This window comes from Bacillus sp. N12A5, from assembly GCF_026790125.1.
Classification (GTDB): domain Bacteria; phylum Bacillota; class Bacilli; order Bacillales; family Bacillaceae; genus Bacillus.
In genome coordinates, this window is record NZ_JALAMR010000003.1 from 307,604 (window position 1) to 332,517 (window position 24,914).

Annotated in this window: 28 protein-coding genes; 2 read left to right on the forward strand and 26 right to left on the reverse strand. The window is 44.6% G+C overall.

Features of this window, described 5'->3' with window-relative positions:
- Positions 1 to 79 precede the first annotated feature (79 nt).
- The 12 genes from MOC09_RS04775 to MOC09_RS04830 all read right to left on the reverse strand — a co-directional run bounded on the left by MOC09_RS04775 (position 80) and on the right by MOC09_RS04830 (position 8,504).
- On the reverse strand, positions 80 to 361 hold the full coding sequence (locus MOC09_RS04775; protein WP_268360416.1) for a FlhB-like flagellar biosynthesis protein: 282 nt from the start codon (positions 359 to 361) through the stop codon (positions 80 to 82).
- Entirely contained in the window at positions 358 to 2,085 is a 1,728-nt protein-coding gene (locus MOC09_RS04780) for a hypothetical protein (RefSeq protein ID WP_268369723.1), read from the reverse strand. Before MOC09_RS04780 ends, MOC09_RS04775 begins: the two co-directional genes overlap by 4 nt.
- A 30-nt stretch (positions 2,086 to 2,115) precedes the next feature.
- Complete coding sequence (gene rnhB, locus MOC09_RS04785) at positions 2,116 to 2,883, reverse strand: ribonuclease HII (RefSeq protein ID WP_268369725.1); 768 nt, start codon at positions 2,881 to 2,883, stop codon at positions 2,116 to 2,118.
- A gap of 69 nt (positions 2,884 to 2,952) precedes the next feature.
- Positions 2,953 to 3,801, reverse strand: a complete 849-nt coding sequence (gene ylqF / locus MOC09_RS04790; protein ID WP_009967235.1) for a ribosome biogenesis GTPase YlqF — start codon at positions 3,799 to 3,801, stop codon at positions 2,953 to 2,955.
- 143 nt (positions 3,802 to 3,944) lie between these two features.
- Positions 3,945 to 4,292: a 50S ribosomal protein L19 gene (gene rplS / locus MOC09_RS04795; protein ID WP_003220825.1), complete on the reverse strand. Its 348-nt coding sequence runs from the start codon at positions 4,290 to 4,292 to the stop codon at positions 3,945 to 3,947.
- A 138-nt stretch (positions 4,293 to 4,430) separates the two neighbouring features.
- Positions 4,431 to 5,162 carry a tRNA (guanosine(37)-N1)-methyltransferase TrmD gene (trmD, locus tag MOC09_RS04800; RefSeq protein WP_268362900.1) on the reverse strand — a complete coding sequence of 244 codons (732 nt, stop codon included), beginning with the start codon at positions 5,160 to 5,162 and terminating at the stop codon, positions 4,431 to 4,433.
- Positions 5,159 to 5,683 carry a ribosome maturation factor RimM gene (gene rimM / locus MOC09_RS04805; protein ID WP_268362901.1) on the reverse strand — a complete coding sequence of 175 codons (525 nt, stop codon included), beginning with the start codon at positions 5,681 to 5,683 and terminating at the stop codon, positions 5,159 to 5,161. Before rimM ends, trmD begins: the two co-directional genes overlap by 4 nt.
- A gap of 4 nt (positions 5,684 to 5,687) precedes the next feature.
- Positions 5,688 to 6,074, reverse strand: coding sequence for a YlqD family protein (locus MOC09_RS04810; RefSeq protein WP_268362902.1), 387 nt, complete (start codon positions 6,072 to 6,074; stop codon positions 5,688 to 5,690).
- A 120-nt stretch (positions 6,075 to 6,194) separates the two neighbouring features.
- A complete protein-coding gene (locus MOC09_RS04815) occupies positions 6,195 to 6,440 on the reverse strand; it encodes a KH domain-containing protein (RefSeq protein ID WP_075746093.1) in 246 nt (81 codons plus the stop codon).
- Positions 6,440 to 6,712, reverse strand: a complete 273-nt coding sequence (gene rpsP / locus MOC09_RS04820; protein WP_003220815.1) for a 30S ribosomal protein S16 — start codon at positions 6,710 to 6,712, stop codon at positions 6,440 to 6,442. The genes MOC09_RS04815 and rpsP overlap by 1 nt, the downstream gene beginning before the upstream one ends.
- A 105-nt stretch (positions 6,713 to 6,817) precedes the next feature.
- Positions 6,818 to 8,158 carry a signal recognition particle protein gene (ffh, locus tag MOC09_RS04825; RefSeq protein ID WP_268362903.1) on the reverse strand — a complete coding sequence of 447 codons (1,341 nt, stop codon included), beginning with the start codon at positions 8,156 to 8,158 and terminating at the stop codon, positions 6,818 to 6,820.
- Between the two features lie 13 nt (positions 8,159 to 8,171).
- Positions 8,172 to 8,504, reverse strand: a complete 333-nt coding sequence (locus tag MOC09_RS04830; protein ID WP_003238590.1) for a putative DNA-binding protein — start codon at positions 8,502 to 8,504, stop codon at positions 8,172 to 8,174.
- Positions 8,505 to 8,682: 178 nt separating this feature from the next.
- Here MOC09_RS04830 and MOC09_RS04835 point away from each other — a divergent pair, with 178 nt between their 5' ends.
- Complete coding sequence (locus MOC09_RS04835; RefSeq protein WP_268369727.1) at positions 8,683 to 9,168, forward strand: Ig-like domain-containing protein; 486 nt, start codon at positions 8,683 to 8,685, stop codon at positions 9,166 to 9,168.
- Positions 9,169 to 9,202: 34 nt separating this feature from the next.
- On the opposite strand, the gene ftsY is transcribed toward MOC09_RS04835, so the two are convergent.
- The 13 genes from ftsY to MOC09_RS04900 form a co-directional block, all read right to left on the reverse strand.
- Positions 9,203 to 10,192 carry a signal recognition particle-docking protein FtsY gene (gene ftsY / locus MOC09_RS04840; RefSeq protein WP_003232026.1) on the reverse strand — a complete coding sequence of 330 codons (990 nt, stop codon included), beginning with the start codon at positions 10,190 to 10,192 and terminating at the stop codon, positions 9,203 to 9,205.
- 19 nt (positions 10,193 to 10,211) lie between these two features.
- A complete protein-coding gene (smc, locus tag MOC09_RS04845) occupies positions 10,212 to 13,772 on the reverse strand; it encodes a chromosome segregation protein SMC (RefSeq protein ID WP_268369729.1) in 3,561 nt (1,186 codons plus the stop codon).
- 100 nt (positions 13,773 to 13,872) lie between these two features.
- Entirely contained in the window at positions 13,873 to 14,622 is a 750-nt protein-coding gene (gene rncS, locus MOC09_RS04850; RefSeq protein WP_003232030.1) for a ribonuclease III, read from the reverse strand.
- Between the two features lie 139 nt (positions 14,623 to 14,761).
- A complete protein-coding gene (gene acpP, locus MOC09_RS04855) occupies positions 14,762 to 14,995 on the reverse strand; it encodes an acyl carrier protein (protein ID WP_003154310.1) in 234 nt (77 codons plus the stop codon).
- An 82-nt stretch (positions 14,996 to 15,077) separates the two neighbouring features.
- Entirely contained in the window at positions 15,078 to 15,818 is a 741-nt protein-coding gene (fabG, locus tag MOC09_RS04860; protein WP_268360672.1) for a 3-oxoacyl-[acyl-carrier-protein] reductase, read from the reverse strand.
- The gene (gene fabD, locus MOC09_RS04865) at positions 15,811 to 16,764 is read right to left on the reverse strand and encodes an ACP S-malonyltransferase (protein ID WP_268369731.1); all 954 of its coding nucleotides are present in this window, start codon (positions 16,762 to 16,764) and stop codon (positions 15,811 to 15,813) included. Before fabD ends, fabG begins: the two co-directional genes overlap by 8 nt.
- An 18-nt stretch (positions 16,765 to 16,782) precedes the next feature.
- Positions 16,783 to 17,784, reverse strand: a complete 1,002-nt coding sequence (gene plsX, locus MOC09_RS04870; RefSeq protein WP_268360670.1) for a phosphate acyltransferase PlsX — start codon at positions 17,782 to 17,784, stop codon at positions 16,783 to 16,785.
- 13 nt (positions 17,785 to 17,797) lie between these two features.
- The gene (fapR, locus tag MOC09_RS04875) at positions 17,798 to 18,364 is read right to left on the reverse strand and encodes a transcription factor FapR (RefSeq protein WP_003221561.1); all 567 of its coding nucleotides are present in this window, start codon (positions 18,362 to 18,364) and stop codon (positions 17,798 to 17,800) included.
- 108 nt (positions 18,365 to 18,472) lie between these two features.
- On the reverse strand, positions 18,473 to 20,521 hold the full coding sequence (recG, locus tag MOC09_RS04880; RefSeq protein ID WP_268360669.1) for an ATP-dependent DNA helicase RecG: 2,049 nt from the start codon (positions 20,519 to 20,521) through the stop codon (positions 18,473 to 18,475).
- Complete coding sequence (sdaAA, locus tag MOC09_RS04885; RefSeq protein ID WP_268369733.1) at positions 20,499 to 21,401, reverse strand: L-serine ammonia-lyase, iron-sulfur-dependent, subunit alpha; 903 nt, start codon at positions 21,399 to 21,401, stop codon at positions 20,499 to 20,501. The genes recG and sdaAA overlap by 23 nt, the downstream gene beginning before the upstream one ends.
- Before the next feature lie 23 nt (positions 21,402 to 21,424).
- Positions 21,425 to 22,087: an L-serine ammonia-lyase, iron-sulfur-dependent subunit beta gene (gene sdaAB, locus MOC09_RS04890; RefSeq protein ID WP_268360666.1), complete on the reverse strand. Its 663-nt coding sequence runs from the start codon at positions 22,085 to 22,087 to the stop codon at positions 21,425 to 21,427.
- A gap of 138 nt (positions 22,088 to 22,225) precedes the next feature.
- On the reverse strand, positions 22,226 to 23,887 hold the full coding sequence (locus MOC09_RS04895; RefSeq protein ID WP_268360665.1) for a DAK2 domain-containing protein: 1,662 nt from the start codon (positions 23,885 to 23,887) through the stop codon (positions 22,226 to 22,228).
- A gap of 15 nt (positions 23,888 to 23,902) precedes the next feature.
- The gene (locus MOC09_RS04900; protein WP_003238605.1) at positions 23,903 to 24,265 is read right to left on the reverse strand and encodes an Asp23/Gls24 family envelope stress response protein; all 363 of its coding nucleotides are present in this window, start codon (positions 24,263 to 24,265) and stop codon (positions 23,903 to 23,905) included.
- 278 nt (positions 24,266 to 24,543) lie between these two features.
- Between MOC09_RS04900 and rpmB the strand changes: the two genes are divergently transcribed.
- Complete coding sequence (rpmB, locus tag MOC09_RS04905) at positions 24,544 to 24,732, forward strand: 50S ribosomal protein L28 (protein ID WP_003221548.1); 189 nt, start codon at positions 24,544 to 24,546, stop codon at positions 24,730 to 24,732.
- 73 nt (positions 24,733 to 24,805) lie between these two features.
- Here rpmB and spoVM read toward each other — a convergent pair whose 3' ends face one another.
- A complete protein-coding gene (gene spoVM / locus MOC09_RS04910; protein ID WP_003221545.1) occupies positions 24,806 to 24,886 on the reverse strand; it encodes a stage V sporulation protein SpoVM in 81 nt (26 codons plus the stop codon).
- Positions 24,887 to 24,914: the final 28 nt, after the last annotated feature.

Genomic DNA, 24,914 nt, shown 5'->3' on the forward strand with positions numbered 1-24,914 from the left:
TCTTAAAATCCTTCTAAACATTCAAACTTTTATTTTATTAAAAACATAAATTTCAAACAGAGAATGGAGAATATTTTAGTTATTTTTTGTTTTTTACACTCTCGTCCAACCGGTAAATAAACGAAAAAATTTCGGCTACCGTTTCATAAAGGGCTTCCGGAATTTGATCATCTACAGTCAAATGGCGCATTAATTCGACAAGGGTCCGATCTTCTTGAATCGGAACCCCTGCTTTTTTCGCTTCTTTGATAATATTGTCGGCTACATGGCCCTTTCCTGTCGCAATCACTCTCGGCGCCTTGTCTTTTCGTTCGTCATAATGGAGGGCTACAGCTTTTCTAATCGGCGTCTGTTCTTTCATACTTTCACATCCACTTCCTGATTGCTGATGCTTGTTATATATTGATCGATTGCAGCCTTTTCTTCAGTTAGACTCCTTTTTTTAGCTTTTACTCCTGAAAGGCTGTATCCCATTTCCTTGAGACCCTGTTTTAGCGCGGGCACCATCGGATCAATCGCAGCCTGAAGCTCGAAATCAGTCTCAATTGTAATGGTCATGACTTTTTGCTGTATCAAGCAATCAACAACCGTTTCTTTTAACGTATCCAGCTGCAGCAAAAACAAAAGGCGGCAATGGGAAGGATCAAGCTTTCCATCCGCTTCTTTCTTTCCTTTAAAAAGAACAGTCATGTCCTGAACTCCAGACTTCGAAAACAGCGGAAACGACATCACAATTTGGCTGTGTGACGGATGGTCCTGCTGCATAAAAAGCTGGCCGTTTAATTTATGAAAGAGCTGGTCGGCTTCCTGTTTGACAGGATCTGCTACATCATGCGACGCTCTTGCGGCATGAAGGGCCAGCTTGATGGATTGTATATCGTCAGGTGTGACTGAGCTTCCTTGTTCAAACGCTTTAATGAATGCAAGCTCGTCCCTTGCACCGATTGCCATTTTCACTTTGGATAAGAAAGAAAGAACATCTGCTTTATCGGCCAAACTAGGTGCCGTCTGCTGAACAGCTTTTAAAAAGACTTCAGCTTCCTGATCTGTTACATGTGCCGCCTGTAGAATTGCTGAAGTAACAGGTGACTTACGGTTACCCGACGAGGCAGCCGCTTTAATCCAATTTGCTGCTTCTTTTACAATGTCAAGACTGTTTTTTTCAGCAGATTCCGTCAGCTTTGTCAGCAGCTGGCTAGCTTCTTTGATTGGAATGTCTGGTGAAGTTTTAACAGGCTCTCTCTGGCTTCTCTGTTCCGCCGTGTGGTTTACAGGCGGCAAATTGGCCTCTCTAGGGGAGCCGGCTGGTGCGCTAAGCTCCTTGTTTCCAACTGTATTGCCTAAAGAAGATGCTTTGTTATTGTCCGTTAGAGAGCTGAGCTTATCAATCAGACGTTCTGCATGGACATCGATCTCACTATTAAGAAGTACCGTAACAGCTTCCTTTAGCTTTGCCATCATTTGGCTCTGCTGAGGGCTTTGATTGATTGCCTGAAGCAGCTGGGATACGTGCTGATGCAGAGGAACAGGCGATTTTACAGCATGAACACCGCTCAAAACCTCGGGGTGAATGGGAAGGTCACGCTTCAAAGCGAACAGAACCGTTTCAATCGCTTTTTTTGTGTCTTGTGCAGGCAGCGTATCCATCCAGCGGACAGCTGTTTTGATATCATTTTCTGTTACGGGTGATTTGCTCTTCAGCATTGCTTCTGTCATCATGAGAGCCGTATTTGACGGTCTCAATGATATGGCATGTAAAAGCTTGCCAGCTGCATCCTGAATGGTTTTCGGATTTTGGTCAAAGCTTTGAACGACCTGAAGACGTCCTATCTGTTCTGCCGTATTTTTTTCGTAGGAAAACCAATAATATGCCTGAGGACGAAGCTGGGTTTCAAGTTTTCCCTGAACAGTTTGATTGCCGACTTGGATCAGCGCATGCTGGTCCCCTAATAAACGAAGCACTTTTCCTAAAAGGAGACGCTTCTTCCCATTTAACGCATCGCTGACATTTGCTGTTTCCTGCGGGACTGCTGTATTTCCAAAAAGGTGCTGCAGCGCCTTTTGCACATCATTTCGTATATTCATTTAAAAAAAGGTGCCTCCTTGTCCATTGGTTTATCTGAAAGTTTGAACAGGAGCGAAAGTTTTGCGGTGCAATTCAGTTGGGCCGTATGCAGCGAGAGCTTCGAGATGCTCTTTTGTCCCATAGCCTTTATTTTTTTCAAACCCATACATCGGATATGTTTTGGCATAGGCGCTCATCATTCGGTCCCTCGTTACTTTCGCAATACACGCACCTGCCGCAATTGACACGCTTTTGGCATCACCTTTTATAATGGATGACTGAGCCGTGTCGAGCGGCAGCGTCATTGCGTCAATAAGCAAATAATCAGGTGTTTCTGACATATCGTGTATCGCTTTCATCATTGCCATCTTTGAAGCTTCATATATATTGATTTCATCAATCACAGAGGCTTCTACAATTCCTATTCCGACCGCTAATGCTTCCTTCATAATAAGCTCGTAGTATTCCTCACGCTTTTTTTCTGAAAGCTTTTTGGAGTCTGTCAGCCCAAGGATTTCACATTCCTCTGGAAGGATGACTGCGCTGGCGACAACGGGTCCTGCCAATGGCCCCCGGCCGACCTCGTCAACACCTGCAATCAAGCGAAATCCTTTGTTTCTTGCCAGCCTTTCATAGGAAGTCATGCTCAGCCATTGTTCCTTCAGCGCTTTTTCTTTCGCCTGCTTTTTAAGCCACTGCTCTACAAGCGTTTGAACGCTTTTTCTCGGGTCTTTTCCGCATTGGGCAATAAAAGGGTCTTGTTCATCTTTCACTTCCTGCAAACGGTCTTTAATGTCCTTTACGGTTAATGTATTCACTTTCTCTTCTCCTTACTGTATGTATCGGTTCGGCCAGGAAAAAATAAAGACCCGCATTTCTGCGCGCCTTTACATAGTTGGCTGTTCAAATGACAGCCTGCCGAACTTTTCAGTGCGGATATCGCGAATGATGACTTCAGTCGTCTTATCGTAGTTAATGAGACCTCCGCTCATGAGACAGCCGCGCTTTTCACCTATTGCATCAAACAGCTCCGCAATGTCCTCTGGGATCTCATCAAGGCCGTAGCGCTCTTTAAGCCGTTCAGGATAGTGTTCTTCAAGAAAACGAAGGCCAAACACCGCCACGTCCTGCAAATTGATAATTGAATCTTTAATAGCACCGGTGACTGCCAGTCTCAAGCCGACTAGCTCGTCCTCAAATTTAGGCCATAAAATCCCCGGTGTATCTAAGAGCTCTAATTCCTTTCCGACTTTCACCCACTGCTGAGATGTTGTAATACCAGGTCTGTCTCCTGTTTTTGCTATATTTTTCTTTGCAAGCCGATTAATGAGCGTTGACTTTCCAACGTTCGGAATGCCGATGATCAAAGCGCGAATTGCTCTCGGCTTCACACCTTTTGCCCGCATCCGGTCAAATTTTTCTTGGAGGATCTCTTTTGACGCCGGCACAATTTGATTTAAGCCTTGTCCGTTTACAGAGTTAATGGACAGAGAGCGGATCCCCTGGTTCTCAAAGTGCTCTTTCCACTGCTGTGTAACTGCCGCATCTGCTTTGTCGGCCTTGTTTAGCAGCATAATTCGCGGCTTATTTTTTAGAATGTCTTCAATCATTGGGTTTCTTGATGACATTGGGATTCTGGCATCTACCAATTCATATACAATATCAATTAATTTTAATTTTTCGGTTACTTCTCTTCTTGCCTTCGCCATATGGCCTGGGAACCATTGGATTGTCATGTGACCGAACACCGCCTTTATCTCTTCAGTATGCAAGATTCTTTGTTGCCCTTTATGTATTTTACGATGCCTGTCCGGCATTTTCAAATTCTGTATAAAAAAAGAGCTTGTTACAGGTAACAAGCTCTTTTCGTTCGTTATCATTATCGTCTGATCTCTTTAATACGAGCCGCTTTTCCGCGAAGTTCACGCAGGTAGTAAAGTTTAGCACGGCGTACTTTACCGTAACGTACAACTTCGATTTTCGCGATTTTTGGTGTGTGTACAGGGAAAGTACGTTCAACGCCAACACCGTAAGAAATCTTACGAACTGTGAACGTTTCGCTGATTCCACCACCACGACGCTTAATCACAACACCTTCAAAGATCTGGATACGCTCACGGTTACCCTCAACAACTTTCACGTGTACACGTAAAGTGTCACCAGGACGGAACGCAGGAAGATCAGTGCGAAGCTGTTCTTTTGTGATATCTTCAATTAGTTTTTGCATCGTTTTCAACTCCTTCCAACAGATGCTCTTGGCCACAAAACCCGGCACAGCGGAACATCGTTTTCAAGCTGCAGCGGATAAGCCCGCTTAAGCCACAAATAGTATCTTATCACAATTTCATAGCCTGTGCAATAAAATCTATTCTTTTTCCCATTCAGAAATCCATTTTCTTTGCTGCTCTGTAAGGGGGTAGTCTTTTAAAAGATCCGGGCGTCTTAAATAGGTCCTTCTGATCGATTCTTTACTCCGCCATTCTTTGATTTTTGCATGGTTTCCTGACAGGAGTGTTTCAGGCACTTTTAAACCTTTGTAATCTGCCGGTCTTGTATAATGCGGGTGCTCTAAGAGGCCGGTGCTGAATGAATCCTCAATATGAGAAGCTTCTTTGCCCAGCACACCCGGAAGCAGTCTGACGACACTGTCTGCAATCATCATTGCAGGAAGCTCACCGCCCGTCAGGACAAAATCACCAATGGATATTTCATCTGTCACCAGATGCTCGCGAATGCGTTCATCATAGCCTTCATAGTGGCCGCAAATAAACAGCAAATGCTCTTCCTTTGCTAATTGTTCAGCTTTTTTTTGGGTAAAACGCTCACCTTGCGGACAGACGAGGATAATACGCGGAGGAGCAGCTGCCTTTGATGTCAGGTCCTCGACGGCGTCAAAAACAGGCTGAGGCTTGAGAACCATGCCTGCGCCGCCGCCATAAGGGTAATCATCAACAGTATTATGCTTGTTATCAGAATACTCCCGGAAATTTACGACCTGAAACTGCACCGCCTCTTTTTCCTGGGCTTTTTGGAGAATGGATGAGCCGAGCACGCCTTCAAACATTTCGGGAAACAGCGTCAAAAAGTCGATTTTCATTCGTCTATTAATCCTTCCATAAGTTCAATCTCAATTTTCTTTTCGCTGACATCGATATGTTTGACCACTGATTCAATATAAGGAATGAGTGCATCTTTTTTCCCTTTTCGCCCGATAACCCAAACGTCATTAGCCCCAGGCGTCAAAATTTCTTTGACCTTTCCAATGAGTTCACCGTCTTCGGTAAATACTTCGCACCCTATGATTTCGTGGAAATAAAATTCTCCCTCATTCAGCTCTCCTAAATCTTCTTCAGGCACTTTAATGATTGCGTTTTTAAGTTCCTCTGCTTCATTCAGGCTTTGTCTTTCTTGAAACTGCAGCAGGTGAAATTGCTTATGCAGTCTGTGCGTGTTTACTGTTACTTCTACTGGTTCGTTACGTCCGTCCATAAACAAATACAGCTTGTTGCCCGGCTTGTACCGTTCTTCCGCAAAATCTGTTTTCGAAATCACCCGCACCTCGCCTTTAATCCCGTGGGTGTTTACGATTTTACCTACATTAAACCATCGCTTTGTCATATGATCACCTCTGGCGAATTTCAATTACTTTTCCGTCTTTTATGACGATGGTGTTTGCTGCTGTTTTCTCATGCCAGTCATCCCCGGCTTCGATTGTCAGCAGCGCATCGACTTCCTTTTCTTTCATCTCACTGCCAAGCGGCAATGTATGTACTTGAGCAATTTGAAAATCGATGATTTTTATATTATCTTTTCGCTTTTCTATTGCCTTTTTAAATTGTTCAATCATATCTGGGTTTTGCTGTTCTTTCTCATGTTTTCTAAGCTGAAAATAGAGCTGGCTGCATTCTCGTTCAAGCATTTGTTTCTTTTCGGCAAAAGAAGCTAAAAGCTTTTCTTTGCTGTGCTCGGTTAAGACTTGCATAACGGCTACACGGTGAATAATTTGCATCACACCAAGCTCCCTGCTTTTAAAACTTTTTTGGCCCAGGCTTTTCTATTTTGCCTAAGCTTCTATCAGTTTACCCTTTTTTTGCGTGTAAAAAAAGGGGAGGTGCCGGCCCTCTCCCTTTTAGTCAAATATCTCAAATTGAACTTTCTTAGAAGACTGTGCGCCAGCTGCAAATACAGCTGTTCGAATCGCTTTTGCAGTCCGGCCTTGCTTTCCGATAACTTTACCGGTATCTGACTTATGGACAGATAAGCGCAGCGCAATCTTTTGATCGGTTTCTTCTCTTATGACGCGAATGTCATCTGGATGATCAACAAGCGGCGTCACAATTTGGACAATCAAATCTTCCAAGTGTTGATCAGTCATTACTTGCCTTGTTTAGCGTTGTGGAATTTTTCCATGATTCCTTGGCTAGAGAACAAGTTGCGAACTGTATCAGATGGTTTCGCTCCAGTTTGAAGCCATTTAAGAGCAAGCTCTTCGTCGATTTTTACTTCCGCTGGTTTTGCAACCGGGTTGTAAGTTCCGACTGTTTCAATGAAACGGCCGTCACGTGGTGAACGAGAATCTGCTACAACAATACGATAGAAAGGAGATTTTTTTGCTCCCATACGTTTTAAACGAATTTTTACTGCCATTTTACTAGCACCTCCGAAAATATTTCAACAAGATAGTATATTAACAATGATAAAAGTGTTTGTAAAGTGTTTTTTCTTAACAACGGTTTTATCATGTATAACCGATTACATAAAAGGTAGCTTAAACCCTTTTTTCTTGCCTTTTGACATGTTTGTCATCTGCTTCATCATTTTTTTCATTTCTTCAAACTGCTTAAGCAGACGGTTGACCTCCTGCACGGACGTCCCGCTTCCTTTCGCAATCCGCTTCCGCCGGCTGGCATTGATGATATCCGGCTGTTCTTTTTCAAGAACAGTCATTGATTTGATGATCGCTTCCACATGATTCAGCTGCTTTTCATCAACCTGGATGTTTTTCAGGCCTTTCATTTTACCTGCACCCGGCATCATTTGCAGAAGCTCATCAAGCGGCCCCATGTTTCTGACCTGCCCGAGCTGCTCCAGAAAATCGTCCAATGTGAAGCTCATCGTTCTCATTTTTTGTTCCAGCTCTTTGGCTTTGTCTTCATCAACGCTGGCCTGTGCTTTTTCAATCAATGTCAGCACGTCGCCCATGCCGAGAATCCTTGATGCCATGCGTTCAGGATGGAACGGTTCTAATGCATCGAGCTTTTCGCCTAAACCGGCGAACTTAATCGGCGTGTTTGTGACCGCGCGAATAGAAAGGGCTGCACCGCCGCGTGTGTCTCCATCAAGCTTAGTCAACACAACACCGGTTAAGCCGAGCTGTTCATTAAAGCTTTTGGCAACATTTACAGCGTCCTGCCCGGTCATTGAATCGACAACTAGGAAGATTTCTTCCGGATTTGCGATTTCTTTGACGTTAGTCAGTTCATCCATCAGTTCATGGTCGATATGCAAGCGGCCTGCCGTATCCAAAATAACATAGTCATAATGTTCTTCTTTGGCTTTCTCAATAGCCTGTTTCGCTATTTCTACAGGACTGACCTGATCACCAAGAGAGAAAACAGGCATGTCAAGCTGTTTGCCGAGCGTTTCCAGCTGCTTAATAGCGGCTGGACGGTAAATATCGGCAGCAACCAGCATGGGTTTGCGATTATGCTTTTTGCGCAGCAGATTCGCAAGCTTACCGCTTGTTGTCGTTTTACCTGCACCTTGGAGACCGACCATCATAATAACAGTCGGCGGCCTTTTTGCGACGGCGATTTTGCTCTCTTCGCCGCCCATCAGCTCAGTCAGTTCCTCTTTAACAACTTTAATGACCTGCTGGCCGGGCGTCAGACTTTTCATGACGTCTTGGCCTACAGCGCGTTCACTTACTTTTTTAACAAAATCCTTGACTACTTTAAAGTTAACGTCAGCCTCAAGCAGCGCAAGACGAACCTCACGCATCATTTCTTTAACATCTTGTTCGCTGACTTTCCCTTTTCCGCGGATTTTAGAAATCGTCTGCTGCAGTCGGTCGGCTAATCCTTCAAATGCCATAGTTTGCCGCCTCCTAATCTAATTTCTCAAGCGCTTCAATCAGAGCTGTAATTTCTTCCTCTTCTTTTGAACCGGAAGCAAGCTCCTTCAGCTTATTAAACATCTCTTTACGCTCCTGAAACTTTTTCAAAAGGAGCAGCTTTTCTTCATATTGTTCAAGCATCGCTTCTGTTCGTTTGATGTTATCATAAACAGCTTGTCTTGAAACCTCATATTCTTCGGCTATTTCGCCTAGGGAGAAATCGTCCAAATAATAAAGCGACATATAGCTCTTCTGTTTTGACGTCAACAACGACTGATAAAAATCAAACAGATAGTTCATTCTCGTTGTCTTTTCGAGTGACATTTGAGCTCTCCCCTTTGTTAAGTCAAATCCCTTTACGATAACTTAGTTTACATGGTTTTGTTGAGACTGTCAAGTTTTTATCTTGTCAAAGCATTGATTGTTTTTTCCAAAATGCGCTAAATATCATCCAATTTATTCCGATATTGTATATGAACCCTATTTTAAAGGAGGATGTCTTATGAAAAAAATCGGTTTATTGTTTATGCTGTGTTTGGCAGCTGTGTTGACAATCGCTTCCCCCGCACAGCAAGCAGACGCTGCTGAGGCGCCTTATAAGGCTTCAATTACAAATATCAGTACAGATGGGGGGGTTTACGGTAAAATCAATTACGGACAAGGTCAATTTTGGCGAGTGAAGTACAATATTACGATAAGCGGCAAATTACTCGACCAAAACGGGCAGCCGGTGCCAAACGCTCCGGTAAGATTTGAAGCAGATACGAAGGTCGGAAACACAACAAAAACAGCTTCAGGAACAACTGATGCAAACGGAACTTTTGATGTTCCAATGTATTTAGGACCAGCCGCTGGATACTACACATATTACACATCTGTTTCCGTTCATTACTATGACATTATTCCATTCAGAGTTTATTCAGGAGATTCAAGACTGGTATCCACTGATAACAGCCTTTATCATTTCGCTTATCAAGTGAGAAGATAAAAAGAAAAAGGCCCCAAAAGGTGGGGGCCTTTTTTTAATCGTCGGCTTTTTCCACTAAATCTGAAAAGAGTCCGTACACATACGATTCAGGATCAAATTCCTGAAGATCATCAACTTTTTCGCCTAATCCGACTAGTTTAACCGGGATGTGTAGCTCGTTGCGGATCGCAAGGACAATACCGCCTTTTGCCGTACCATCAAGCTTGGTTAAAGCAATGCCGGTCACGTTTGTTGCTTTAGAGAATTCCTTCGCCTGCGCCATTGCGTTTTGGCCGGTAGTGGCATCAAGGGCTAGCAGTACCTCATGCGGCGCTTCAGGAACTTCTCTTTCGATAACGCGCTTCACTTTTTCAAGCTCTTTCATCAGGTTTACTTTGTTTTGGAGACGCCCTGCCGTATCACAGATTAATACATCTGCATTTCTGGCTTTAGCAGCATGAACAGCATCGTAAATGACAGCCGCTGGATCGCTTCCGGCCGTCTGCTTAATGACAGGCACTCCCGTGCGCTCTCCCCATACTTCCAGCTGTTCAATGGCTCCCGCTCTGAAAGTGTCTCCGGCGGCAAGTACGACAGATTTTCCTTCTTGTTTCATTTTATGGGCAAGCTTTCCGATCGTTGTTGTTTTCCCGACGCCGTTTACACCTACCAGAAGGATTACGTTTAAACGCCCATCCTGGATGTTCAGTTCTGAAATTTGTTCATCTCCGCTGTTATAAATCTCGACCAGTTTCTCAGAAATCACTGACTGGACTTCCTTTGGATCTTGAATATTTCTGCGTTTGACTTCTTTTTTCAGCTCATCTATTAATTCCATAACGGTTGTAAAACCGACATCCGCGCTGATGAGAACCTCTTCAAGCTCTTCAAAGAAATCCTCATCCACTTTACGGTAACGGGACACAAGATCATTCACTTTGTTTTGAAAGGAGTTTCTTGTTTTTTCAAGGCCATCCTTAAACTTCTCAGATACGGAATCTGTCTGTTTTGTGATTTTCTCTTTTAATTTTTTAAAAAAGCTCATCTTTTAACCTCTTTCCTCGTTACTGAACGAATTCTTTTGTTTCTTCCAGCTTCACTGAGATTACCTTGGAAACACCGGATTCCTGCATTGTTATGCCATAAAGCACATCCGCTTCCTCCATCGTCCCTTTTCTGTGGGTAATCACAATAAACTGAGTATCGCTGCTGTATTTTTTTAAATACTGCGCAAATCGGAACACATTTGCTTCGTCAAGCGCAGCCTCTACTTCGTCAAGGACGCAAAACGGCACAGGACGGACCTTTAAGATTGAGAATAAGAGCGCTATAGCAGTAAGCGCACGCTCTCCGCCAGACAGCAGATTTAAGTTTTGCAGTTTTTTCCCCGGCGGCTGTGCAATAATTTCGACTCCTGAGTGAAGCAGGTCGTTAGGGTCGGTGAGTCTGAGTTCAGCTCTTCCTCCTCCAAATAATGAGCGGAAGACTTGATCAAAGTGTGAGCGGATTTGGACGAATGTGTCGTTAAAGCGCTTCGTCATTTCTTCATCCATTTCTTCAATCACTTGGAACAGGGTATTTTTCGCTTCTGTCAAATCTTCTTTTTGTTCTGACAGAAACTTATACCGTTCGTTGACCCTCTCAAACTCATCTATGCTTCCGAGGTTTACGGTGCCCAGCTCTTCGATTGCGAGTTTAATCAGCTTCACGCGCTTTCGCGCTTCCTCTGGATCAGTTTCAAGCTGGTATTTCTCTTTTGCCCCCTCAAAGGACAGGCTGTATTCCTCCCGTAAGTACTGGAGTAAATTATCAAGCTCGACTTCCATTCGCCCGAGTTTGACTTCTTCGTCTCTGAGAAGCGTTGTTTTTTGTTTATACAGGCGTTTCATTTCTTTCAGCTCACGCTCACACGTATCAAGCCCCTGCTGAAGCTTGATACGCTGATCGCGTCTTAACGCAATCAGTTCGATCGTTTTCGTTTTGTCATTCAATTTATGTTTTGCGGCTTCTTCCAGCTTCTCTTCGCCGCTGGTGCTTGATGACATTTCTGACGTTAAGAAGCTTAAGTCTTCTTTCGCTTCTTTTAAAGCAAGCACTGTTTCTGTGAGCTCTTTCTTTAATCTCGCAAGGTTATCCTCTTCCCCCTTGCATGCCTGCTCTTTTTTGGCCGCTGTGATCTTCAGCTCAGTCAGCTCGTTGGAGAGAGACTCTTTCGTTGAGGATTGGGTTTGTTTTTGTTTTGTCAGTCTGTCAATGTTCTCTTCTAGCTGTTTCATCTTTTCTGACACGGCAGAAAGCTCTTCTTCCAGCTTTTGTTTACGCGCTTTCTTCTCTTCATCGCTTTCTGCCAGAGCAGATTTTTCTTGATCATAGAGCTCTAAATGGGTGTTGATATTTTTCTCGGCAACCTGAAGTTCATACAGCTGTCCTTTTACGTCTTGCTGTTTTAACCTTAAGCCTTCCCCGGTTTCTCTTAAATCAGCCAGTTTTTTCTCCATATCCTGAATGGATTGCTTAAGGGTTTTCACTTCTTGTTCAAGCAGTGCTGTTTTCTCTTCCATTTCAGCAAGCCGTTTCGTCACATCTTCAAGCTCCCGGCTTCTTCCAAGCAGCGAGTTGTTTTTCTTTTTCACTGCGCCTCCCGTCATCGAACCTCCAGGATTCACGACATCTCCCTCAAGGGTCACGATGCGGTACCGGTGCCCGAGAAGCTTCGCAAGCTCGTTTGCTCCCTTTAAATCCTCTGTGATCAGTACCGTTCCAAGAAGATTCTGGATGACGCGCCGATACGTTGGATCAAATGTGACAAGCTCACTGGCAACTCCGAGAAATGACGAGTGCTGTGCTGCCGTTTCTGCGTCCCGGCTTTGAAGCTGACGATCTTTGATAACAGATAGAGGCAAAAACGTCGCCCGGCCGAAGGAATTCTGTTTTAAATATTGAATCGCTTTGCGGGCAGATTGTTCATCGTCGGTCACAACATGCTGGGCAGAAGCGCCAAGTGCAATCTCAATGGCCGTTTCATACTTTCGCTCTGTTGAGATCAGCTCAAGGACCGCTCCGCGAATGCCGCCAAGGCGATCTTTTGCTTTCAGCACTTCTTTAACACCTTGATAAAAGCCTGAGAAATCCCCCTGCATCGTCTCAAGCATGTCCTTTTTCGATCTCGCCTGCTGAACATATTGGTATGCCTGATAGAGAGCCGATTCATTTTTTTCGTATTGGCGCTTTTTCTGCTCATATTTTGTCTGCATGTCACGATATGCACCGACTTGGCTGTGAATCTCCTGCTCGATTCGGGCAAACTCTGTTTCACATGCGGCTTTTCGCGCAGAAATATCGCGCCGTTCCTGTAGATGCTTTTCATTGTTGTCCGCAAGCCTCTGCAATATAACAGCCGATTGGGACATCTGGTCATCCAGCAGCTGGAGCTCGTTGCGAATTGAAGCCTGGCTGTTCAACAGCTCAAAGTAATCGCTTTTCAGCTGCTCGATTTTCTCTTCGACATTTTCATTGTGAAGACTGAGAGCCTGCTGTTTTTCTTTTACCTGAGCTCTTAACTGTTTCACCTCTGCCTGAAGCGTTTCGAAGACTGCTTCCTGCTTCGCAAGCTCTTCTTTCAGCTCCGTTTCCTTTTGCTGGAACTGAACGATGGCTTCCTCAAGCTGTTCTTGGTTTTGCACAGCGTTTTTCTTGCGTTCTTTCAAGACTTCTTTACGGCCTTCAAGCTTCTCCAGCTCTTCACTCGTCACCAATAAGACCTGCTGAAGCTCATCTACAGATTCATCAAGTGCTTGAATTTTGTCCCGCGTATCCTCAATTTTTGCTTCCTTCGCAGAAATCGCAGACGATTCAGCGAGCTCTTCTTCCTTTGCAAGCTGCACTTTCTCTTTAAGCGTTGACCATTTACCATGCAGCTCTTCGATATCATAGGCAGTCAGCGCAATTTCAACATGCTCCAGCTCTTTCTTTTTCTCAAGGTAGTCTTTCGCTATTGAAGCTTGAATTTTAAGAGGTTCAACCTGTCCTTCAAGCTCATGTAATATATCTTCTACCCGATTTAAATTGTCCTGTGTCTCAAACAGTTTATTTTCTGCTTTTTTCTTTCTCGTTTTATATTTAAGCACCCCGGCCGCTTCTTCAAAGATACTGCGGCGATCCTCTGCTTTGCTGCTCAGAATCTCTTCCACTTTCCCTTGGCTGATAATAGAAAATGCTTCTTTACCTAGTCCAGAGTCCATAAATAAATCAATAATATCTTTTAAGCGGCACGGCTGATTGTTAATCAGAAACTCACTCTCGCCTGATCTGTACACACGCCTTGTGACACTGACCTCATGGAAGTCAATCGGCAAGAAATGGTCATCATTATCAAGAGTAAGCGTAACTTCAGCTAGATTTAATCGCTTTCTCGAATCACTGCCGGCAAAAATGATATCTTCCATTTTTCCGCCGCGAAGAGACCGGGCGGATTGTTCTCCGAGAACCCAGCGAATAGCATCTGTGATATTGCTTTTTCCGCTTCCGTTCGGGCCGACAACCGCTGTAACGCCTTTTACAAAATCTACGGAAATCCGTTCTGCAAATGATTTAAATCCTATAACGTCTAAACGTTTGAGGAACATAGCGATCCTCCTTATGTAATAAGTATTTCAATTCTATCATAAACATTGGTGAAATAAGACGGCATACATACTGAAATCCCCCTGAGTCATAAGGGGGATTTTATTGTTTCGTATGGTGTTTTTGCAATTTAGCTAAAGCTTCCTGAGCTGCGTGCTGTTCGGCTTCTTTCTTTGAACGGCCGTTTCCGACTCCGAGTGGTTCACCTTTTAGAGATACGATGGCTTCAAATTCACGGTTGTGCGCAGGTCCTTTTTCGTTGGAGATTTTATACTCCAGAGAGCCTTTGCCGTCCCGCTGCACGTATTCCTGCAGCTGGCTTTTGAAATCCATCACATGAGAAAAAGCACCATCGTTAATTTTAGGGAACACATAAACTTTTAAGAAACTTTCGACCGGCTCTAATCCTTGGTCAAGATACAAGGCTCCGATAAATGCCTCAAAAACATCCGCTAATAGAGCAGGACGCTTTCTTCCTCCTGTCATTTCCTCACCTTTCCCCAAGAGGACAAGGTCGCCAAATGACAGTTCGTGAGCCAATGAAACGAGAGACGGTTCGCATACAATCGCGGCTCTCAATTTCGTCAAATCTCCTTCACTCATAGCCGGGTACTTGGCAAATAAGAATCTGGAGATCGTCAGTTCCAAAACAGCGTCACCTAAAAATTCAAGCCTTTCATTATCTTCATACGGCTTTTTCCGATGCTCATTCACATAAGATGAATGTGTAAATGCTTGATACAAAAGCTTTTCATTTTGAAAGTGAACCGAAATCCGTTCTTGAAACTCTTTAAATTGTTCTACTTTTTTATAGAACTTTTTTTTATCTTTATAATGTGAGTGTTTTGACATAGTAACCTCCATAGGCACATCAGGTTCACCGCGCTTCTCTGACTAAACCGGATACAGCGCGCGTAAAAGCGGCATGCTGTAATAACTGCACGAATAAAGGGCTAAAGCCCCGCATTTCGGCGGGACTTTTAGCATCAGCTTATTGCTGGTTTTGTATGTAGTTCACAGCGTCGCCGACTGTTGCAATCTTTTCAGCATCTTCGTCAGAAATTTCCATATCAAACTCGTCTTCAAGTTCCATAACAAGCTCAACTACATCTAGGGAATCAGCACCTAAGTCTTCCTTGAAAGAAGCTTCAAGTTTGACGTCTGCTTCATCAACGCCAAGGCGATCTACGATGATTTTCGTTACACGCTCTAATGTATCTGCCATAGCAATTCACCTCCCCTCAAGTATTATAGTGGATTCGTTTTTAAAAAACTAGAGAAACTATGATGAAATTTTCGAGAAAAACTTACATCACCATTCCGCCGTCAATATGAAGCGTTTGGCCTGTCATGTAACGGGCTCCCTCTGAAGCAAGGAACGTGACAACGCTGCTGACATCGCTAGGTTCCCCAAAGCGCGCGAGCGGAATTTGTTTCAGCATTTCGTCTTGAACGTCTTTTGTAAGCTTATCTGTCATATCGGTTGAGATAAATCCAGGCGCAATCGCATTTACTGTAATATTGCGGCTTGCAAGCTCCTTAGCAGATGATTTTGTTAAACCGATCACGCCGGCTTTTGCAGCCACGTAGTTGGCCTGTCCAGGATTTCCGCTGACGCCGACGATAGACGATACGTTAATAATGCGGCCTGAACGCTGTTTCATCATTTGTCTTGTAACAGCTTTCGTGCAGTTGAAAACACCCTTCAGGTTAATGTTAATAACGTCATCCCATTCGTCTTCTTTCATTCTCATGATAAGATTGTCTTTTGTAATCCCGGCATTATTAACAAGAATGTCAATCGTAGAAAAAACTGATAGCGTTTCTTTTATCATGTTTTGTACATCTTCGGGATTTGATACATCCGCTTTGACAGCAATTGCGTTTCTGCCCATAGATTTGATTTCATCTACCACTTCATTTGCTTTCGCTTCATTGCCGGAGTAGTTCACGACAACATTGGCGCCGCTTTTTGCCAGGTCAAGGGCGATTGAGCGGCCGATACCGCGGGATGCGCCAGTGACAATAGCCGTTTTGTCATTAAGCATTTTCATTCTCCTCCTTGAGCGTTTGAATTGCCAGCTCGATCGTTTCCGGATCTGATACAGCAATTGTTTTTAAGCGTCTGTTTACTTTTTTCACTAGGCCTGAAAGCACTTTTCCGGGACCGATTTCAATAAAAGTCGTAACACCCTCTGCAATCAGCTTGTTAATGCTTTCCTCAAAACGAACCGGAGAATAGAGCTGCTCAATCAGTTTCTCTTTGATTTCTGCTTTATCAGTCATAACATCAGCAGAAACATTAGAGATGACCGGGACATCAGCGTCTTGGATGGCACAGGCGTCTAATACTTCCTTCAGCTTTTCAGCAGCAGGCTTCATCAGTTCAGAATGGAACGGACCGCTTACTTCAAGCGAAATTGCACGTTTTGCGCCGTTCCCTTTTGCCTGTTCAGATGCAAGCTCTACCCCTTTAGCTGTTCCGGATATAACGATTTGTCCGGGACAGTTGAGATTCGCAAGCTGTACAAGGTGGCCTTCTTCCGTAACTTTATCAGTTACTTGCTTTAACGCTTCAGCGTCCATGCCAAGAATCGCAGCCATAGCTCCTTCACCAGCCGGCACCGCTTCATTCATAAACTCTCCGCGTTTTCTGACAGTATAAACAGCATCTTTGAAAGACAGTGCGCCAGACGCGACCAGTGCGGAATATTCGCCAAGGCTGTGCCCTGCTGTGAAATCAGGTGTAATGCCTGATTCTTTGAATTTTTCAAGAACAGCAATGCTTGTTGTTAGCAAAGCAGGCTGCGCATTGTATGTAAGTGTTAATTCTTTAGCGTCACCTTCAAAAATCAATGAGCTGAGTTTTGTTTCCAACGTTTCATCCGCTTCATCGAACAGACGCTTTGCAGCAGGCACCTGATCATAAAGCTCTTTTCCCATGCCGATAAATTGTGATCCCTGACCCGGGAATAAAAATGCAATCTTACTCATGATGTAAAAACCTCCAGACTACTCATCTGTTTTTTCTTCTTTAACTTCTTCCTGAATGAGCGCAGCCACATTTTGGCTGACCATCTCTCTTGCTTGACGAATCGCATGAAAAACTGCATTCGAATCTGAAGAGCCGTGCGCCTTGATCACAGGTGCTTTCAAGCCGAAAAGACTTGCTCCGCCATAATTCGAATACTCCATTTTCATTTTCATTTCTTTCAACTTCGGCTTTAATACGGCTGCCGCAAGCTTAGATGTGAAATTAGACATCAGCACTTCTTTCATCATTTTAAAAATAGACAACGCAGAGCCTTCCAGCGTTTTGAGTGTAACATTCCCGGTAAAACCGTCTGTTACTACAACATCCGCTACATCATCTAATAGGTCTCGCGCCTCCACGTTTCCGATAAAATTGATGTTTGCTGTTTCTTTTAGTAATTGAAACGTCTGCTTCGTGAGTTCGTTTCCTTTTTTATCTTCTGTTCCGACATTTAAAAGACCGACTCTCGGTGAAGAAACACCACGCACTTGCTGAGAATAAACAGAACCCATGATGGCGTATTGAACGAGATGCTCCGGTTTGGCATCGACATTGGCGCCGACATCAAGGAGAAGAAATCCGTCTCCTGAAACGGTCGGAAGTGTAGGGGCAAGCGCCGGGCGGTCAATCCCTTTAATTCTTCCGACAATAAACAGACCGGCTGTCATTAACGCACCGGTGTTTCCTGCTGAAATGCAGGCGTCAGCTCTGTTTTCCGCAACTTCCTGAGCCATCAAGACCATAGATGAGTTCTTTTTTCTTCGCACGGCGCGAACCGGTTCATCCGTCGGCTCAATCACTTCATCTGCGTGCAGCACCGTGATGCGATCTGATGTTGTTGTTAAATGTGATTCTATCGTTGTTTTGTCACCGACAAGTGTGATATGGAGATCATCAAATGCCTCTATACCCTTTTTAACTCCGTCAATAACAGCTTTGGGAGCGTGGTCTCCTCCCATTGCATCTACAGCTATTCTCATGCATGCTCCACCTTTATGAATGTTTTGAACGGTACATGTCAAAATGTCCAGAAAAAACAATTTCTTCGCCGACATAGCTGTTCACTTCGACAACCGTTCTTCCTTTTTCTTTTTCAACCGCCGTCACTTTTGCTTTCGCTACAACACGTTCCCCCTGCTTTACCTGTCTTGTAAAGCGGATGTCTGCACTTGCAGTCAGCGCCAGCTCGTCATCAATGACTGCAACGGCCAAAGAATTCGCCTGTGCAAATAAATGGTGTCCTCTCGCAATTTGATTCCGGCTGAACACATGCTCCTGTTTGATTTCTAAAATAGATATCGCCTGATCATCCAGCTCAAGGTCAATAATTTCTCCGATAACTTCGTCAAGTGACAGGGATTTCACTTCATCTTCAAGCGTCTTCTCTGCCACGTTCTTAATTCTTTCTCTCAGCTCCGGTATGGAAAGCTCTAAACGGTCCAAACGTATCGTCTGGATGCTCACCCCAAATTTACCCGCTAATTCTTCATCTGTAATAAAGGGGGTTGCTTGAATTGTCTGCTGAAGTAATTCCTGGCGTTCTCTCTTATTTCTTCTCATATCTAAACACCATCCGGATAATTAAGACTAGGTACTAATAGTAGTATATAATTTCATAGATTGGAATGCAACGATTGTTTCTGACTGAGCACCAAAAACTTATGGTGTTCAGCTCAATTTTTCCCCGTCTAATACTCCGCTCTTCAGCAATTCCTCTCTCAACACCCCGTATTCCGGCTCCTTCCAGAACGCGTCAGAGGCCACAAGATTCGCAGCATCCTGCCTTGCCGTTTCAAGCGCTCTGTAGTCATGAACCATGTCCGCCACCTTAAATTCAGGCATTCCGCTTTGTTTTTTCCCGAAGAAATCTCCGGGACCTCTCAACTCGAGGTCTTTTTCAGAAAGCTCGAAGCCATCATTGGTCTCGGACATAATTCTCATCCGTTCTTTTCCTGTTTCTGATTTAGGATCGGCCATCAGAATACAGAAAGATTGATGCTCTCCCCGTCCGACACGGCCGCGCAGCTGGTGAAGCTGTGACAGCCCGAAGCGGTCGGCATCATAAATCACCATAATAGTTGCATTCGGAACATTCACGCCAACCTCAACAACAGTGGTCGATACGAGAATTTGACAGTGATTTGCGCTGAATTCTCTCATCACCTGATCTTTTTCCTCCGAATGCAGCTTTCCATGCATGAGGCCGACGTTCCATTTCCCCCGGAAAATGTCAGAAAGCATATTGTACACGTCAATGGCGTTTTGCACATCGAGCTTGTCTGATTCTTCAATCAGCGGGCAGATGATATAAGCCTGTCTGCCCTGCTTTAATTCTTTTTCGACGAATGCCAAAATACGGTCCAGCATGTCATGCTTTACCCAATAGGTCTCGATTTGTTTCCGGCCTGCTGGCATTTCATCAATGACAGATACATCCATTTCACCAAACACTGTGATGGCTAACGTTCTTGGGATTGGAGTCGCTGTCATAAAGAGAACATCGGGATCCTGACCTTTGTTTCGAAGTTTTTTGCGCTGTTCAACCCCAAATCGATGCTGTTCATCTGTAATGACGAGACTCAGCGCCTTAAACTCCACCTCATCCTGGATTAAGGCGTGGGTTCCTACAAGAATATCAATCTCTCCTGCGGCAAGGCGCTCAAGCAGTTCTCTTCGCCGCTTCCCTTTGACAGAGCTTGTCAAAAGCGCCACACTGACATCCCACTTTTCAAATAATGAAACGAGCGAATCAGCATGCTGTTCGGCCAGAATTTCTGTCGGCACCATGAGTGCTCCCTGGTATCCGGACAGGATTGCGGCATACAGTGCAATGGCGGCGACTGCTGTTTTTCCTGACCCTACGTCCCCTTGAAGAAGACGGTTCATTCTGTATGGAGAAGACATGTCTGCTGTTATTTCGCGAAGCACGCGTGACTGGGCATTTGTGAGGGGGAACGGGAGGCTGTTGATAAATTTCATGAGTTCTTCATTTGAAAAACGCTGCCGTATCCCTTGTGTCTGCTCTCTTTCCGCCTTTCGGAACGCCTGCATTTTCAACTGAAACAGCAAAAATTCTTCGTAAACAAACCGGCGTCTGGCAAGCTTTAATGCTTCTCTAGTTTCAGGCTGGTGCATTGCTTTTAACGCCTCGTGATAATCCGGCAGCTTATAGCTATTTCTTAGCTTTTCCGGAAGAGGATCAGGAAGTGAGTCTGCATATTGGGTCAGCGCCTGCTGAATAAATCGTCTCATCATTTTGACGGTAACATTTTCTTTCACAGAATACACTGGTTCAATGCTTTTATCCTCTTGATGCGGCCCATTTTTCAGCTCCTGAACAGAGATGGTTTGGCGGTGCTTGTCCCATTTACCGGAGACCGTCACAATAGAGCCCAGTGAAAGCTTCTTCTTCAAGTAAGGCCGGTTAAAACATACGGCTGTGATTAAATAGCGGCCGACAAGAAGCCTGAATGTCAGCCTGTTTCGTTTCTTTCCGTAATAGGTAAGAGAAGGCTCTGAATGAACCTTCCCTTCGACTGTGACTCTTTCATCATGCTTTACTTCTTCTAAGTCCCTCAGCTCGTAGTCATCATAGCGATAAGGGAAATAATTCAGAAGATCAGAAATGTCATATATACCGAGTTCATGTAATGTTTTTTCTGTTTCCGGCCCAATACCCTTAATGTTAGCTATACTAGTTTGCTGATGTTGTTTCACGTGAACCTAGCGCTCCTCCGAAAATTTTTTTCTCTAACTCTCTTCCAGTCGGTGTTGCTGCTAAACCGCCCTGGCCTGTTTCTCTAAGTGCAGTCGGCATCGTTTGGCCAATTTTATACATTGCATCGATAACTTCATCACATGGAATGCGGCTTGTAATGCCCGCCAATGCCATATCAGCAGCAATCATTGCATTTGAAGCGCCCATTGCATTCCGTTTCACGCAAGGCACTTCAACTAGCCCTGCAACAGGGTCGCACACAAGGCCGAGCATATTTTTTAATGTAATAGCCATGGCCTCCGCACTTTGCTCGGGTGTTCCGCCTGCCATTTCAACAATAGCCGCTGCAGCCATGCCTGAGGCTGATCCAACCTCTGCCTGACATCCCCCGGCGGCACCGGAAATACTTGCGTTATTCGCCACGACAAATCCGAAAGCCCCGGCCGTAAATAAAAAGCGGATCATTTGTTCTCTTGTCGGATTCAGCTTTTCTTTTACAGCAAATAACGTGCCAGGCACCACCCCGGCAGAACCTGCAGTCGGTGTCGCACAGATGGTTCCCATGGCTGCATTTACTTCATTTGTTGCAACAGCTTTCGATACTGCATCTAGAATCAGCGGACCAGACAGGCTTTTACCTGATTGAATGTAGGCCTGCAATTTAACGGCATCCCCGCCTGTTAAGCCCGTTTGGCTCGTAACGCCCTCAAGTCCTTTCTGAACCGCTGCTTCCATGACAGTCAGATTGTGATCCATCTGCTGAAAAATCTCTTCTTTTGTTTTTTCTGTAACTTCCATCTCTTGCGCGATCATTACATCAGAGATCGATATTTGCTTTTCTTTGGTAATCTCAATTAATTCTTTTACATTACGAAACATAACTGGCTCCTCCTGACCCTTCGCTAGTCAGCAATCTTTGTCACTTGAATAATATTCGGCAGCTTCGACAGCTCGTCGAGAACGTGGTCGTCAATATTTTGATCCACCTCTATTGTCATCAGCGCAAGCTGCCCGATATCTTTGCGGGCTACTTCCATATGGCCTACGTTGATTGAAAATTTCGCGAGGACATTGGCAACACCGGCAATTGTGCCAAACTTGTCATTATGAACAACTAATATGGCCGGATGGTTTCCTGACAGCCGGAGTTCAAAACCATTCAATTCTGTGATTTCGATCTTTCCCCCGCCAATCGAAATACCCGTCAGCTCAAGCTCTCCCTTTTCATCAGATATGGTGATTTTGGCTGTATTCGGATGGACCGGGACAGCGTCTTCAACCCGAAACTCTATATCAATTCCTTTACCCTCTGCAAGTTGTATAGCAGTTTTAATCCGCTCGTCGAATGTATCAAAATCAAGCAATCCGCCGATAATCGCGACATCTGTACCGTGGCCCTTATACGTTTCTGCAAAAGAGCCGTAAAAGGATACGACGATGCGCTCAGGCTCTCTGCCAAATAAACTTCTGGCCACTCTCCCGATTCTAGCCGCTCCCGCCGTATGCGAACTGGATGGACCGATCATAACCGGGCCAATAATATCAAAAACGCTTCTGTATTTCATGCTATTCCCCCTTATGAACCTGAGCTTATAAGCGCTTTGCTTCTAGACTAATTGATCAGATATAAAATGGCAAGCGGGCGCGTTACAGCGCTGCCGCACTTAAAAGCAGACATAAGAATAGAAGGGCGAATCGCCCTTCTATTCTGCGGAAACGATATACGAATACAGCGGCTGTTTTCCATTGTGGACCTCAACCTCAATATCCTCGTACTTTTCACTAAGAAACGCTTCAAGCTCCTCAGCTTCTTCCTGGGACGCATCCTCACCATAAAGGATAGTGACAATTTCGTCGTCTTCTCCGATCATTTCTGCCAGCAGCATTTTCGCGGCTGACAGCTGATCTTCAGCAGTTCCGATAATCGTTCCATTCAGAATGCCCATAAAGTCGCCTTTTTTAATGTCTTTGCCGTCGATATGAGTGTCTCTGACTGAGTACGTCACCTGCCCGCTTTTTACTTGCTGAATGGCACTGAGCATATTGGCTTTGTTCGCTTCAGCTTCTTGATCAGGATGAAATGCCAGCAGGGCTGACATCCCTTGCGGAACCGTTTTAGCCGGAATGACAAAAACCTGTTCATCCATTACGCTGGCCGCTTGATTAGCAGCCATAATGATGTTCGAGTTATTCGGTAAGATAAACACCGTTTCTGCATTTACAGACTTCACGGCTTCGACAATATCCTCAGTGCTCGGGTTCATAGTCTGCCCGCCTTCGATCACAACAGAAGCCCCGATGCTTTTGAATAAGTCAGAAATGCCTTCTCCCATTGCTACAGTCACAATGCCGTACGGCTGCTTTGCAGGCGGTGTTTCGTTATCTGCAGGCTTGCTTTCTTGGCTGATGATGGAGGTATGCTGCTCTCTCATATTTTCGATTTTAATTTTGATCAATTCACCGTAATGCTGGGCATAGTTTAATACGTTTCCCGGCTCTTCCGCATGAATATGAACCTTCGCCAGCGATTCATCCGCAATGACTAACAGAGAATCACCGAACTGGCTGAGGTCTTGTCTGAAGGTGCCTTCGTCGAATTCTCGTTTTGTCTGATCAAGCCTAACCATCACTTCGGTACAAAAACCGAATTCAATATCTTCGGTATTCATCATGCTTTGTGCGCTCTTATGATGCTCTGCGCTGACCATGTCGTCAAGTGACGGAAGAACGGCTTTCTGGGGCACAGTTTCACCTTTTAATGAAGCGAGAAAACCTTCATACACACAAAGCAGCCCTTTGCCGCCGCTGTCGACAACGCCTACTTCCTTCAGGACTGGAAGCAATTCAGGGGTCCGGTTTAGTGACGCCTCTGCTTCTTCTATCACGGCAGTCATCAGCGCTGTGATATCGGTTTCTTTTTCTGCCAGTTCCATCGCTTTTTTTGCAGCGTCTTTTGCAACTGTTAAAATAGTGCCCTCTACAGGTTTCATGACAGCTTTATACGCCATATCAACACCTGCTTGCAGTGCTTGTGCAAACTCTAACGCATTAATTTCTTTTTTTGTTTCAATGCTTTTACTGAATCCGCGGAACAATTGAGACAGGATAACTCCTGAATTTCCGCGTGCTCCCATGAGCAGTCCTTTAGATAACGCGGAGCCCACCTTACCGATATCATCCGTATTCATTTGCTCCACTTCTCTTGCTCCGGAAGTCATTGACAGGTTCATGTTCGTTCCCGTATCGCCGTCCGGCACCGGAAACACGTTCAGCGCATCAACCGCACTCGCGTTTTGAGACAGATTCTGCGCTCCCGCAAGAATCATCTCGGCAAAGGTTCTGCCGTCTAATGTTCTGATAGACAATCCTACTCCTCCTAACTACGGGTTCGTCACTCGTACGCCTTGGACATAAATATTGACAGAGTCTACTGCCAGTCCGATCGTTTGATTTACTGTGTACTTTACTTTTGTTTGGACATTATGTGCCACTTCAGAAATTTTCGTGCCGTAGCTGACAATGATATACATGTCAATATGTATCTGTTCTCCTTCTTGGCGAACTTGGACACCCCTGCTGAAATTCTCTTTCCGAAGGATTTCAGTCAGTCCGTCTTTAATCTGATTTTTAGAGGCCATGCCGACAATGCCGTAACAGTCAATCGCCGCCCCTCCTGCAACCATCGCAATGACTTCATTAGATATATCAATCTGCCCGTACTTCGTTCTTAATTCAATGGACACACTAGTTCCTCCTTCGAATGCATAGAGTTACAGCTATTCTACTATATGGTTTCCATTAAGGAAAGAAAAGACCCGGGTATCGCTGCCCGTCCCTCTACATATACTATAGCACCGCTGTTTCTGCAAGATGTCAAGTGAATTTTCTTGAAAGATGATGAAACAATAGTTGCAAACGTTTTTTAGCTGTGGTAAATTATTTAAAGTATCCATATCGAAAGCATCTAAGATCATTTGAATGTTTAAAAGTAGATGTTTTGTGCAAGTGAGGAGGGAAACAAATGGCACGTAAATGCGTTATCACTGGTAAAAAAACAACAGCTGGGAATAACCGTTCTCACGCAATGAACGCTTCTAAGCGCACTTGGGGCGCGAATCTTCAAAAGGTTCGTATCCTTGTGAACGGGAAACCTAAAAAAGTATATGTATCTGCTCGAGCTTTGAAATCCGGTAAAGTTGAGCGTGTATAACAAAATGAACGCCTGCCCCGATATGTGGCAGGCGTTTTTATGTGGTGAAAGAGGGCTTTGAACCCCTGGGCAATTAATCTTTTCTAAATGAGCCCAGCATCGCCCGGACAATTCCTCCTAAAAACTTCGGCAATTTAATGGTGTAAAATTTCATTTTTGTCCCCTCCTATAACGTCCCGTAA

Excerpts from the sequence above, each read along its gene's own strand:
- MOC09_RS04775 (WP_268360416.1), bottom strand. The coding sequence starts at position 361 with ATGAAAGAACAGACGCCGATTAGAAAAGCTGTAGCCCTCCATTATGAC.
- MOC09_RS04780 (WP_268369723.1), bottom strand. The coding sequence starts at position 2,085 with ATGAATATACGAAATGATGTGCAAAAGGCGCTGCAGCACCTTTTTGGA.
- ylqF (WP_009967235.1), bottom strand. The coding sequence starts at position 3,801 with ATGACAATCCAATGGTTCCCAGGCCATATGGCGAAGGCAAGAAGAGAA.
- rplS (WP_003220825.1), bottom strand. The coding sequence starts at position 4,292 with ATGCAAAAACTAATTGAAGATATCACAAAAGAACAGCTTCGCACTGAT.
- trmD (WP_268362900.1), bottom strand. The coding sequence starts at position 5,162 with ATGAAAATCGACTTTTTGACGCTGTTTCCCGAAATGTTTGAAGGCGTG.
- rimM (WP_268362901.1), bottom strand. The coding sequence starts at position 5,683 with ATGACAAAGCGATGGTTTAATGTAGGTAAAATCGTAAACACCCACGGG.
- MOC09_RS04810 (WP_268362902.1), bottom strand. The coding sequence starts at position 6,074 with ATGCAAATTATTCACCGTGTAGCCGTTATGCAAGTCTTAACCGAGCAC.
- MOC09_RS04815 (WP_075746093.1), bottom strand. The coding sequence starts at position 6,440 with ATGACTGATCAACACTTGGAAGATTTGATTGTCCAAATTGTGACGCCG.
- rpsP (WP_003220815.1), bottom strand. The coding sequence starts at position 6,712 with ATGGCAGTAAAAATTCGTTTAAAACGTATGGGAGCAAAAAAATCTCCT.
- ffh (WP_268362903.1), bottom strand. The coding sequence starts at position 8,158 with ATGGCATTTGAAGGATTAGCCGACCGACTGCAGCAGACGATTTCTAAA.
- MOC09_RS04830 (WP_003238590.1), bottom strand. The coding sequence starts at position 8,504 with ATGTCACTCGAAAAGACAACGAGAATGAACTATCTGTTTGATTTTTAT.
- MOC09_RS04835 (WP_268369727.1), top strand. The coding sequence starts at position 8,683 with ATGAAAAAAATCGGTTTATTGTTTATGCTGTGTTTGGCAGCTGTGTTG.
- ftsY (WP_003232026.1), bottom strand. The coding sequence starts at position 10,192 with ATGAGCTTTTTTAAAAAATTAAAAGAGAAAATCACAAAACAGACAGAT.
- smc (WP_268369729.1), bottom strand. The coding sequence starts at position 13,772 with ATGTTCCTCAAACGTTTAGACGTTATAGGATTTAAATCATTTGCAGAA.
- rncS (WP_003232030.1), bottom strand. The coding sequence starts at position 14,622 with ATGTCAAAACACTCACATTATAAAGATAAAAAAAAGTTCTATAAAAAA.
- acpP (WP_003154310.1), bottom strand. The coding sequence starts at position 14,995 with ATGGCAGATACATTAGAGCGTGTAACGAAAATCATCGTAGATCGCCTT.
- fabG (WP_268360672.1), bottom strand. The coding sequence starts at position 15,818 with ATGCTTAATGACAAAACGGCTATTGTCACTGGCGCATCCCGCGGTATC.
- fabD (WP_268369731.1), bottom strand. The coding sequence starts at position 16,764 with ATGAGTAAGATTGCATTTTTATTCCCGGGTCAGGGATCACAATTTATC.
- plsX (WP_268360670.1), bottom strand. The coding sequence starts at position 17,784 with ATGAGAATAGCTGTAGATGCAATGGGAGGAGACCACGCTCCCAAAGCT.
- fapR (WP_003221561.1), bottom strand. The coding sequence starts at position 18,364 with ATGAGAAGAAATAAGAGAGAACGCCAGGAATTACTTCAGCAGACAATT.
- sdaAA (WP_268369733.1), bottom strand. The coding sequence starts at position 21,401 with ATGTTTCGTAATGTAAAAGAATTAATTGAGATTACCAAAGAAAAGCAA.
- sdaAB (WP_268360666.1), bottom strand. The coding sequence starts at position 22,087 with ATGAAATACAGAAGCGTTTTTGATATTATTGGCCCGGTTATGATCGGT.
- rpmB (WP_003221548.1), top strand. The coding sequence starts at position 24,544 with ATGGCACGTAAATGCGTTATCACTGGTAAAAAAACAACAGCTGGGAAT.
- spoVM (WP_003221545.1), bottom strand. The coding sequence starts at position 24,886 with ATGAAATTTTACACCATTAAATTGCCGAAGTTTTTAGGAGGAATTGTC.